We start from the raw sequence: 11,925 nt of genomic DNA, 5'->3' as shown, positions 1-11,925 counted from the left end.
TCCTTCTTTCACTTAGTCATGCACGGCGCTAGCTAAAATTTCTTGCAACTGCTGGCCATATGCTTTCAAACCGGTGACGCCATCTTTTCGGTAAATCCGTACTAAATCACTGCCAATACCCACGCAATCCGCCCCAGCTTCAAACCAATCCAGTATATTTTTTTCATTCACACCACCTGTTGGCATCAACTGCACAGAAGGAATAACCGATTTAACCGCTTTCAAAAATGGTGCCCCAACAATGTTAGCCGGGAATATCTTCACTAAACTGTTTTGATATTTTTGCGTAGCCGCCACTTCCTTCATCGACATCGCCCCTGAAAAAACAGGAATCCCGAGCGCTTGCCCTGCTTCTGCCACTTCGTCAATCAAGTACGGCGAGACAAGAAAATCTGCCTTATTATTAAAACAGGCTGTCGCTTCCTCTTTCGTAGCAATCGTCCCAGCACCCACGAGCACATCCGCTTGGTATTTCTCTTTCAGTAAACCGATCAGTGCCGGTGCTTCCGGTACCGTCATCGTGACTTCAATCATTTTAATTCCAACCTCAATCATCGTCTCACTAATCTGCTGCGCCTCTTCAAAACTATCCGTCCTCACAACGACGACAATTTTCTCACGTACTAAACGCTCCTGTACATCTAACATGCTTTTTCCCCCTATGCTTTAGCGATCTACCAATTCTAACTCACCTAAAACAGCTTGTACTTCCTCATAATACGGCAGGCCTTCGTTATCGCCTTTCACACTCACGACGATGGAACCCACAGCATTGGCAACATTTAGCGCCTGTTCAAAAGACTGACCTTTTAGCAAAGACGAAATAAATCCAGCATCAAATCCGTCTCCAGCGCCAACCGTATCGACTACCGCTCTTGGCTTGACGGCTGGTACATCAAAAATCGCTTGCTGATCCGAACCAATCGCGCCCTCTGCTCCTCTTTTGATGACGACTTGCTTCACGCCATACTGATGAAATGCGGCAATATAATCGTGCACTGCCATCTTGCCAAGTAGCATCTCCGCCTCTTCTTCACCCGTTAATAAAATATCCACATCCGGCAAAATCGTTGTAATAAATGCCTTGGCTTCTTCCATCGTCCACATTTTCAAACGAATATTTGGATCGAATGAAATGAGCAAACCGTGTTTTTTCGCGAGTTTCACTGCATATCGGACCATGTCTTGATTATGCCGATGAATCGATGGAAAAACCCCTGTGATATGCAAAACCTTGGCTCCATCAAAATAAGCGCTTTCAAAATCAGCCTCCGTCAACACTTCTGTCGGCGAGTTTTGTCGATAGTAGAACGATTTACTTGAACCATCAGAGAGCACTTCGCGAAAATAAACGGACGTCGCATAACCATCCACAAGCTCGACATGCGTCACATCCACCCCTTCTCCTCTAGCAAACGAAAGGATATAGCGACCAAAATCATCCTTGCCTAGCTTACTAATCCAGCCTGGTTTCACGCCTAAACGAGCGCAACCGATAGCGAAATTCAACTCCGCACCGCCAGCTTTTCTTTCAAATTGAGGACAAAGACGTAACGCTCCTTCCTTCATCGGATACATCGAAATCAACGCATCCCCTAACGTGATAACATCTAAAATAACAAACACCCACTTTTTTCATCATTACTAAACCGGTTTATGAAGTGATTTTACCAGATTTTATTTAGCAATGCAACACAAATAGTAAATATTTTTCATTTTTTCACAGCCATCACATTCTAAAAACAAACAGCAGTTCAATGGCACTTTACGGAAAAACAAAGTATACTAATGGGTAGTGGACTTTAGGAAGAGAGGAGTAGATGCTATGAAAAAAAAGAGCATAACGATTGGCGATGTGGCGAAAAAAGCTGGCGTTTCCAAAAGCACCGTCTCGCAATACTTAAATAAGCGCTACGAATATATGAGTCAAAGCACGCGCGAAAATATCGAACAAATCATTCACGAACTCAATTTCCATCCCAATGAATCTGCCCGCAATTTAAAAAATAAAAAAACGACCATTGTCGGGATTGTCGTCGCGAATATTCGTCATGCCTTCTCAACAGAAATGATTCGAATTATCGAGAATTCGTTGGAGGAACAGGATATAAACGTCATTATTTGCAATGCCGATGATAATCCTAAAAAAGAAGAACATCACATTCGCGCCTTGCTTTCTCGCAAGGTAGACGGGCTCATCATTTTTCCGACTGAAACGAATGCAGCCATCTACCAACAAATACTGGAAGAAGAAATACCCGTCGTATTCATTGATCGGATTGTCGCTGGGCTTTCTGTCGATACGATTCTACTGGATAATCAAATGGCCGCATCCCTAGCTGTTTCAACACTTGCTGCCAGTGGCCACACCAAAATTGCCATGTTAACCTTGCCAACACAGTCTGCGATTTCTCCTCGGATTGAACGTATCGAGGGCTATAAGACTGCTTTAATGGCTTGTGAGATTCCTTTCAATCCAGACTTTATCTGCTCAGCTGAACTACATACCTTACAAGCTGGCTTAACAAACATGTTCCAGCTAGCAGATAAACCAAATGCACTGATTGCAGGGAATGATCTTGTTTTACGTGAGGTTTTGCAGTTTTTAAAAGTGCAGGAACTAACAATCCCCTCGGACGTGGCGGTCATTGGCATTGACGACGTTTCCTATGCCGATATTTACCAGCCTAGTTTAACAACGATTGCGCAACCCACAGAAAAAATGGGGCTCAAAGTGGCGGCGCTTATTTTGAACCGCTTGCAGCATAAAAACAAGGAGGCTCCTCAGATTTATCGCTTTGCACCCGAATTGAAGAAACGAGACTCTTCTTTATAGCGTGCTTTATAAATGGGCTATCCAGTCTGAATTCTAATCAAACTTTCATTGAAATGATGTGGGATTTTCATGCACATGCTTTAATATAGAGAATGTAAAGCAAGGACAGCAATTAGTTTTCCCCCCCCTTTTTCTAATTGTGGTGTCCCTTAACAAACTCCTTTTTTCGACCAGCCTCCCCTAGCTGGTCGTTTTTTTATGTCCACATAGATATTGACATCAATTATCATTCTCAATTAGATTGTTATTTTATCATTTAAGTTGCTTTATTTCTAATTTCAGGCTATACTTTAAGTAATAAATACGCAATAATATCATCTGTTCTCAGTCTATGAGGGCAGATTTTCGTGTTTTTAAGGTTAATGATAATAATTATCAATGGAGAGGAGTGAACTAACATGCTATTTTTAAAGCGTAATATCGAATTAATCGCGGCTATTCTGAGTGGACTCTTGATTCTTGCTGGATGGATGATTCCTGAAACGGCGGGCACACCTTACATTTTCCTTTCCGCTTTCATTATCGGCGGTTTTGCAAAGGCAAAAGAGGGCATTACCAGTACGATTCGCACGAAGAAATTAAATGTAGAATTGCTTATGATTATTGCCGCTATCGGTGCTTCGATTATTGGTTACTGGCTGGAAGGCGCCATTTTAATCTTTATTTTTTCACTGAGCGGTGCTTTAGAAACGTACACGATGAACAAGAGTAAACGTGAAATTTCCAATCTGCTCCAAATGCAACCGGTCACAGCCTCCCTACTCAAAAAAGACAATACAACAACGAAAGTTCCGGTTGAAAATCTTGCTTTGGGAGACTATATTCTCGTTCGACCAGGCGAGACGGTTCCAATTGACGGCATCATTTTACAAGGGAGATCCACGCTTGACGAAGCTACTATTTCAGGTGAACCTATTCCAGTGGAGAAAAAAGCCGAGGATCACGTATTTGCAGGAACGATTAACTTGAGTGGCGCTTTAACAGTAGAAGTGACTCAAACGTCTGAAAACACCTTGTTTAGCAGAATCATTCAACTTGTTCAGCAAGCACAAGAAACACCTTCTACTACGGCGAGTTTTATTGAGCGCTTGGAAGACACCTATGTCAAAATTGTTTTGCTAGTGGTTCTACTCATGCTCTTTCTACCTCATTTCGCGTTCGGCTGGGATTGGACAGAGAGCTTTTATCGCGCGATGGTACTACTTGTTGTCGCCTCGCCGTGTGCCCTCGTAGCTTCCGTCACACCCGCCACCCTCGCAGCTATTTCTAACGGCGCACGTCACGGTATTTTATTCAAAGGTGGCGCTTATTTAGAGAATTTATACCAAATACCAGCCATCGCTTTTGATAAAACGGGAACTTTAACCCGAGGAAAACCAGAAGTAACGGATATCCATTTGGAGGCTCATGTTTCACCAGACATCATTGCGACAATCGAAAGTCAGTCCACACACCCGCTTGCACAAAGCATTCTTCACGCGTTAGATGCGGAAATTTTACCTCATGTCACCGTCACTGATGTACCTGGTTGGGGCGTGAAATCGATCATTTCGAATCAAGAATGGCGGATCGGCAAGGCAGATTTTGTAGGCAAAGAAGAGGCGATGCGCTACGTCAATCAATCGAATAAAAGACTCACCTCCCAAGGAAAAACACTCGTCTTCGTTTCCTGTGACTCCCAGGTCGTTGGTGTGCTGGCGTTAAAAGACACGGTTCAAAAAGAAGCACAAAACGGCATTGCATCGCTTCATTCTATGGCCATTAAAACGATCATGATTACCGGCGACTCCCAGCATACCGCAGATACAATAGGCAAAGAAATCGGAATTGGCAGCGTCATCGCCGAGTGCCTTCCTGAAAACAAGGTCACCCATTTACTTGCCCTTCAAAAAAAATACGGCGCTATCGCTATGATCGGTGATGGTATTAATGACGCGCCAGCCCTTGCCAATGCTGATGTTGGTATCGCAATGGGAGAAGGCACCGATATTGCGATTGAAACAGCCGATGTTATTTTAATGAAAAATGACCTATCCAAACTTGCTTTTGCAGTGAAACTTTCAAAGAAATTACACCGTATTGTATGGCAAAATATTATTTTCTCGATAGGCGTTATTCTACTGCTCATATTGTCCAATTTCCTCCAAGTCATTAACTTGCCATTTGGCGTCATTGGGCACGAAGGAAGCACGATTTTAGTTATTTTGAATGGGTTGAGAATGCTACGATTGAAAGTCTAATACCATTTTTCCAAAATAAAAACAGGACTCCGCACATTTTCATGTTGTGGAATCCTGTTTTTTCTGTACTGCTCGGAGTGATACTACGCGTATATTTGCTTATAAAATTGGTACGCTTACTGTTTGGATTTCGCCGCCCAGTGAGTCATAGGCTGTCAGTGAAACGATGTCTGCACGATTTTTAATCAGTGTCTTCGCGTAATATTGGAAGTCTGGTCCTGTTGTCGGGACGTTGATTGTTGTTTGCTTGACGTTATTTACCGTTAAGCTAATGCGTGCCACATCACCGGTAAACTGGCCTTTAACATAACCGTCCGTTCCCAGCAAGAACGGATTGACCGTCACGTTACCGTTTGCCGATGTTACTGGTACTATTTTTGTGCTAACGATATTACCAGCTGTGTTATAGCCGACTAGTTCGATGATATCGGTCGTTTTTGTGATGTTTGTTTTGGCGTAGTATTTGATGGTGCCGTCTGTTACGTTAATACGTTGTAAGGCTACTTTGTTAATCTGTAGCTCGACTTTCACGACATCGCCAGTGAATGTTCCAGTGACATAACTATCTTTGCCGATTTTGAATGGCGCGATAGTCGTAATACTACCTGGTAAACTGATACCATTTAAAACGGTCACTGCTTTCGTATCAAGGACTTTGCCGACATTATCGTAAGCGGTCAGTTTAACTATATCGCTTACGTTGCGAATGACGTTGTTTGCGTAGTACTTGAAGTCTGGCGCACTCACGATGATTTTCGTACCTTCGACATCATTGACGGTTAAACTGATTTTCGCTACATCGCATGAAAATTGTCCGGTCACATAGTTGTCTTTGCCAAGGTAGAACGGGTTTAATGTGAGTTGTCCGACTGTTGGTTTCTGGACGTTTACTTTCGTTTTTTGAAGCTCATTGCCGTCTTTATCGTAGCCAATCATGTTGACTTGGTCGGTCACCGCGTTGATTTTACCTTTGGCGTAATATTGGTACGGGGAGCCGGTTGCGTTGATGATTTGTTGTAGTGTACCATTGATTTCAAGGGCGATTTTTGCGACGTCGCCAGTGTAGGTTCCTTTGACGTAGCTGTCTGTCCCTATGATAAAGTCGTTTGCTGTGATGGTTCCGGATGTTTTACCTCGGTTGGCGAGTAGTTCTTTGGCTGTGTTTAGATCGTTTTGTAAAACAGCTCTTGTTGCTACATCAGCGACCGCATCTACTGCTTTTTGGGCTACATCTATCGCTTTTTGGTTTGTTTCTTTTTTGATGCTTCCAGATGTAACGTCGTCATTGGTGAATAAGGCTTGGACTGCTTTTGTCGCGGCGTCCTCTTTTTGTGCTTGTTCTGCAAATGCACCGTTATCGATCATCGGACCCCAGTTGTTTGTTTTGAATGCGCGGATGGTCAATTTTATTTTTGCATCAAGAACTGTTCCATCGATATATTTCGTTGCTTGGCTTGATACGACGCCATCTGCTCCCATTGGATCGGTGCCGTCTGTCGTGTAGTATACGTCTGTTCCGGCATTAGGATTTTCTAAAATAACGCCTGTCCCGCTTGATACAACATTGACGCTTTGTAGTGTATGTGCCATGCCGTATTTCGTCCACATTTCTAGGTTGTATCGTACGCGGTCTGGGACTTGCGCTTGCGTTTTTACTTGGGCTGCCAACCAATCTTGGTATATTGTTCTTCGCGCGCCCATGTAAGCAGCATCGAGTTTGTACGCAGCGTCGAGTTGTTTCTGGTTATCTAGAATGAGTTGTCTCACATTTGCGACAGATAATGGAGCTCCGGATGCACCCGCGAAATCACCGTTTGCTGGACCGATTTGTTTCAAAACTTGGTCTTTAACGAGCGTTTTGAATTCGAGGTTTCCTGCTGTTGCAACGGTACTGCTATCTCCTGAAAAATTACCGAATAGCACGCCGGCGCCGCGTCTTGAGTTACCGTCTGCCCATTTGTAGCGATACGTTCCTCCGCCACCAGTAAAGGAAGAAGAACTCGTGCCAGTTCCGCCGTTATTGTAAAACGCGCCATCTGTGTCATTGATATTGAATTTCATCTTCGTACCACCGTTTCCAGTTAACACGCTATTGGAAACGACCGCATCTACTTCTTGCTCGGTATCAGTGAACATGAAGAGGATTTGCGTCTTAATTAAATCTTCTACATCCACATAGTTTTTGAATTCTTGGAAGCTTTTCGCGGCAGATACTGCTTTTACTTTTGTCAAAATGGCGGTATCTCCATCGCCGGTTTCTACGTGACCAGGTACAAAATAGCCATCTTGGAAGCGGATTTTCGTGTAATCATCACCGTCACCGCCGAAGTATTCTTCAAACATGTTTTGGCTGAAATTTTCACGCATTGTTTTGACGCCCATGTATTTGCCGTTGTAGTAGTAATGGACGTAGTTGGTGTGTAAGAAAATCTTGCCCATTTGTTCCGCGAGTGTTCCGGTTACTTTTTCATCGTAGCGATTGTAGCCAAGATTGTAAACGTCATTTTGCGGGCCGTCTTGTCCTTCCTTTAACTGCAATTTGCTGAACTTACCTACAACTGGGTATACTTCGCCAGGTAGTGGATCGAAAAAGTTGTATTTGGCTTTTTTGCCGTTAAAATCGCGGTGGAATTTAATCGCGACTCCAGAATTGAATTGAGATACGCTCGCTTGTCCGAATTTTTTAGAGCCGGCGAAGTTGAAGTAGTTTGTTCCGCCATTTCCCATGTGGGAGTCTAAATATTCGAATGTGCCGGCTGTATCAGTAGAACCATTCAGATTTGTGGCGTCGCCGGTAACAGACACGACTGGGAAATCATCAATGGCTTGGGCGTAATCATCGCTCGTGATGTTAGTCTTGTATTGCCACTGGGATCCTGATGTCACTTCGTTTTTATAGTTATCACGCAGAACGTAGGTGTTCGAAAGTACGCCTGTGTTTCCTGTTGCATCGTAGCCGTAAACTTTGACGACTGTTGTCTTGCCGATCGTGATTGGACCCGTGTATGTGGTACCTTTTGTTTCGCTTGGTGTAGTACCGTCTAGCGTGTATTTTAGTGTAATGCCAGGTTTGGAAGTCATCTTTAAGTCGAAAGCCGTATCATACATACCGCGATTTTTACTGAATTGCACGGCGTAGTTGGTTTGACCGTTGTTGTTTGACTTGCCGAACGTGTCAGAGCTGAATAAAGTGAGATTTTTACTCGCATCTGGCTGGCGTCCGAATGATTGATTGTACGCTTGTTTCGTATATTTGATTGAATCCACTGTTTTGAATTCAGAACCAACTTTTGCGGATAAAATGACGTCGCCGCTACCGCCGATTTCGAAGCTCAGATGATTGTTTCCGAGCTCGGTTGCTTTGTCGGAATACAGGACGCGGTAGCCTTTTGCCGGAATAACTAGGTTTGAAAATTCGAATTTGTCGAGTGTTTTTGCTTTGTCGCTCAAGTACATCCCTTTGTCTAAAATGACGGGGACATCGTTGTCGTTGTAAAGCTCGATCCACGCTTCTTTAGAGCTTGCTGTTCCCTCGGATGACAATTCGTTGATGAAAACGTTTTTGATTTTGTCTGGTGTTGTGAGTGCGCCGTCGATGCTTGGACCTTTGGCGTTGTTTTTGTATTGGATGATGAGTCTAGCTGCGTTTGCGTTTCCGCCTTGATAGACGCTGCCGATATAGTTGTCACCGTCAATGCGGAATGCCATGGATTGCCCATTTTTCCAGCCGGTTAGGCGATTTTCGTCGATGATGTCTTTTAGATTGGCGGTGCGCACGATTTGGTTTCCTGCTGTGAACGCTGGTTGATTGTATTTTACAGCTAACTCACTGTAAGCGCGAGATGTGATGTTTCCTGCTGTGCTTTTGTAAATTTCCGGATTGCCTAGTTCGGCGCGGACTTCCATGTTAGAGCTTACTTTTGCGGCATTGGTTGCATAGGTGGTGAACTCTAAATAGGCGTCTTCAATTTCTGCGGATTCTGGCAGTGTCACGTTGTTGAAACGAAACGCCGAAATGTCTTTGTAACCTGGTGTAAGCGTTGTCGAGTAGTAACCGCCGATTCTTAGATTGTCATTCAGACTCATTGCTTTTGCGGTTCCATATTCTTCGGCATCATCATTTGCTGTCGCGACTTGACCAGCGAAATCACCATCTCCTGAATAATATTCTAAAACTAATTTCGGAGCCATTGCAGCGCTTGACTCATAAGAACGCGCGATGTAGGAACCAGTTTTGTCACCGTCAACGCGAAATACGAGGTTTTTCATATCCGGGTTTCCTGCACGCATCTCATCAATAACTGCTGTCAAATCACCCGTGTTTACAAGATCATTGACGGCTACTTTGTCTGGTGTAGCCGATTTCACTGTCGTTTCTGTCAGTTTGCGGTTGGTAAAAGAAGCGACGGTGGACGCGAAGGCATCACCATTTCCAATTTCCCCAGCTACTGCCAAATTCGTTGGTGTGCTCGATGCTGTCAGTGTCGTGAACGTAAGATACGCTTTTGTAATCACGGCATCGGCTGGAATCGCAACGTTAGCAAAACGCACAAATGTCGCTTGAGGTGCAGCGTTTAGAAGTCCGTGTAAATTAAGCGCAGTACTTGTCAAATTGACAGTCGTTGCAGCTACTGCCGCGTCATCCGTCCCAGCTTTGACGCTATACTCTTTTGTCGCTAGCGGGATTTTGTCGGCATCTTCGCGAATGGCGTACGTGAAGGTTTGGACGCCGCTATTTTGTTTCGCATTGTACGCGAAGGCTTTAACCGTCGTGTTTTTGTTAATGGTGAACGGTTTTGTGTACGTTGTTCCGTTCGTTTCACTTGGCGTGGAGCCATCTGTCGTGTATTTGATTGTATTAACAGCATCGCTCGCAAAGGCTAAGTCGAAAGGTTTCGCGTATAATCCCGTTTTTTGACTTGCTGTAACCGACACGATTTGGTTTGCGTCATTATTCGAACTCTCATAGGTCCCTGGTTTAAAAGTCACCACGTTCGAATCGCCATCATTCAGACGCCCCATTGTTTCGTTAAAACTCATTGGCCGCACATCCATCGTGTCCATCGTGTGGAAGCTATCATCGTATTTTGTTGATAAATAAAGCTTCGTCGCGCGGTCACCTAACGTAAAATGAACGGATGCATTGTTTTGCGTACCATCTGCTTTCACGACACGATACCCTTTTGCGGGGATGTAGAGGTTTTTCAGCTCTGATTTCCCTAAAGTCGTTATGTCGTCTGATAGGAAAACACCATTTTCAAAAAAGACGGGGACATCATTATTGTTGAAAATCTCGATCCAGCCGTTTTTCTCGGCATCCGTCCCCGCACTTGCGACTTCGTTAATAAAGAGGTTTTTCATTTTCGCCGGGTTTTTTACGACATCAGCGGCAACGGCATCCTGCTCACTATATGTGTATTTAATAACAAGTTTCGGTTGGTACGCTACGGCTGAGCCACCTTGATAGATGCTACCGATATAGTTGTCACCATCAACGCGAAAAGCTAGTGCATTGCCGTTTTGCCATCCCATGAGGCGGGTTTCGTCAATGATACTTTTGAGATTCGGCGTTCGGATGACTTGATTTGCTGCAGTGAAACTAGCTTGCTGATATTTCACGGTTGATGCTGTGTAAGGACGCGAGCTAATGTTTCCAGCGACACTTGTATAGCCTAGTGGATTGCCTAGTTCTGAAGCGATAGACATATTGGAAACGCGATTGGCGACTGTACCGTATGTCGTGAATTCCAAATAGGCGTCATCAATTTTTGCGTTTTCTGGAAGGTTGACATTGGCGAATCGGAAAGCGGATATATTTCTATATGCCGGCGTTAATGTGGCAGAGTAATAACCACCGATCTCCATCGCCGAGTTCAGATCCATCGTTTTGTTCGCGCCATACTCTTTTGCGTCATCTGCTGTGTTCGCGATATTGGCTTTGTAATCAGCAGATGGCGACGTATACTCCACGATCAATTTCGGTGCCATGGTTGCGCTTGAATCATACGAACGCATCACAAAAGAACCTTTATTGTTACCGGCTATTTTGAATACATAGTTTTGGATATCCGTCTGATCAGCCCGCATTTCATTGAGCACAGAAGTAATGTCCTCTGTATTAAAAATCGTATTCGTCGCAACGACCGGGGTCGCCATACTCACCGAAGCGTCCGTAAAGTTTCGATTCGTAAACGAAGCAACCGTATTGGAAAATTCCGCTTGACTGCCGCGCTCGCCCGTTATGCTAATCGTTGTAGACTGGCTTGCCGACGAAGCATCACGCGTTGTGAATGAAAGATACGCGTTCGAAATTTTTGCGTCGCTCGGTAAGGTAACATCAGAAAATCGTAAATACGTCGCTTGAGGTACACCGCTAACAACGCCGTGTAAGTCTAGGCCAGTACTCGTTAAGTTCACCGCTGAAGCACTAACTTCCGCATCTTCTGTCCCTTTTTTGATTTGGAATTCCTTTTTCTGTGCGAATGTTGGCTCGCTTTTTAGTGTATTTTCAGTTGTCACCGGTTCAGCCGTTTCCGCAAAAACAGCGATATTCCCGATGGAAGTTGGTACCATTAAGGAAGCAACCATTGCCACCGATAAAATTTTTAATCCAAATTTCTTTTTCTTTTTCATTTTCATGTTTGTAATCACAACTACTTTATGCATAAAATCTCTATGATAAGCAGTTATTTCCTCCTTCTTCTGACTAAAATAATTTCTTTTTCATTGCACAAGTGTTGCACCATTATTTTACAAAAACAGTTTCCGCACATTTTCACTTCTGTCTCTATTTTTTTACGTTGCCACGTAATCCATCACGTATCCGGCTTAGAGTAATACCAATCTGTA

General features: G+C 44.0%; 5 protein-coding genes. 2 read left to right on the top strand and 3 right to left on the bottom strand.

The genetic code is table 11. The features are described from left to right. Positions 1–12: 12 nt before the first annotated feature. Both EP58_RS06780 and EP58_RS06775 read right to left on the bottom strand, forming a co-directional pair. A complete protein-coding gene (locus tag EP58_RS06780; protein ID WP_036091462.1) occupies positions 13–648 on the bottom strand; it encodes a bifunctional 4-hydroxy-2-oxoglutarate aldolase/2-dehydro-3-deoxy-phosphogluconate aldolase in 636 nt (211 codons plus the stop codon). 18 nt (positions 649–666) lie between these two features. Continuing rightward, complete coding sequence (locus EP58_RS06775; RefSeq protein WP_308738472.1) at positions 667–1,626, bottom strand: sugar kinase; 960 nt, start codon at positions 1,624–1,626, stop codon at positions 667–669. 199 nt (positions 1,627–1,825) lie between these two features. On the opposite strand from EP58_RS06775, the gene EP58_RS06770 reads away from it, so the two are divergent. After that, the gene (locus tag EP58_RS06770; protein ID WP_036091460.1) at positions 1,826–2,836 is read left to right on the top strand and encodes a LacI family DNA-binding transcriptional regulator; all 1,011 of its coding nucleotides are present in this window, start codon (positions 1,826–1,828) and stop codon (positions 2,834–2,836) included. 398 nt (positions 2,837–3,234) lie between these two features. Next, complete coding sequence (locus EP58_RS06765; protein WP_036091458.1) at positions 3,235–5,076, top strand: heavy metal translocating P-type ATPase; 1,842 nt, start codon at positions 3,235–3,237, stop codon at positions 5,074–5,076. 99 nt (positions 5,077–5,175) lie between these two features. On the opposite strand, the gene EP58_RS06760 is transcribed toward EP58_RS06765, so the two are convergent. Further along, a complete protein-coding gene (locus EP58_RS06760) occupies positions 5,176–11,742 on the bottom strand; it encodes an immunoglobulin-like domain-containing protein (RefSeq protein ID WP_036091457.1) in 6,567 nt (2,188 codons plus the stop codon). Between the last annotated feature and the right edge of the window lie 183 nt (positions 11,743–11,925).

It is taken from the genome of Paenilisteria newyorkensis (assembly GCF_000766145.1).
Lineage (GTDB): Bacteria > Bacillota > Bacilli > Lactobacillales > Listeriaceae > Listeria_A > Listeria_A newyorkensis.
The sequence above is the reverse complement of the archived record's forward strand: the minus strand, read 5'-3'. Positions and strand labels throughout refer to the sequence as shown.

What these genes read in the sequence shown, in the direction of transcription:
- EP58_RS06780 (WP_036091462.1), bottom strand. Translation starts at nt 648, where the DNA reads ATGTTAGATGTACAGGAGCGTTTAGTACGTGAGAAAATTGTCGTCGTT.
- EP58_RS06770 (WP_036091460.1), top strand. Translation starts at nt 1,826, where the DNA reads ATGAAAAAAAAGAGCATAACGATTGGCGATGTGGCGAAAAAAGCTGGC.
- EP58_RS06760 (WP_036091457.1), bottom strand. Translation starts at nt 11,742, where the DNA reads ATGCATAAAGTAGTTGTGATTACAAACATGAAAATGAAAAAGAAAAAG.
- EP58_RS06765 (WP_036091458.1), top strand. Translation starts at nt 3,235, where the DNA reads ATGCTATTTTTAAAGCGTAATATCGAATTAATCGCGGCTATTCTGAGT.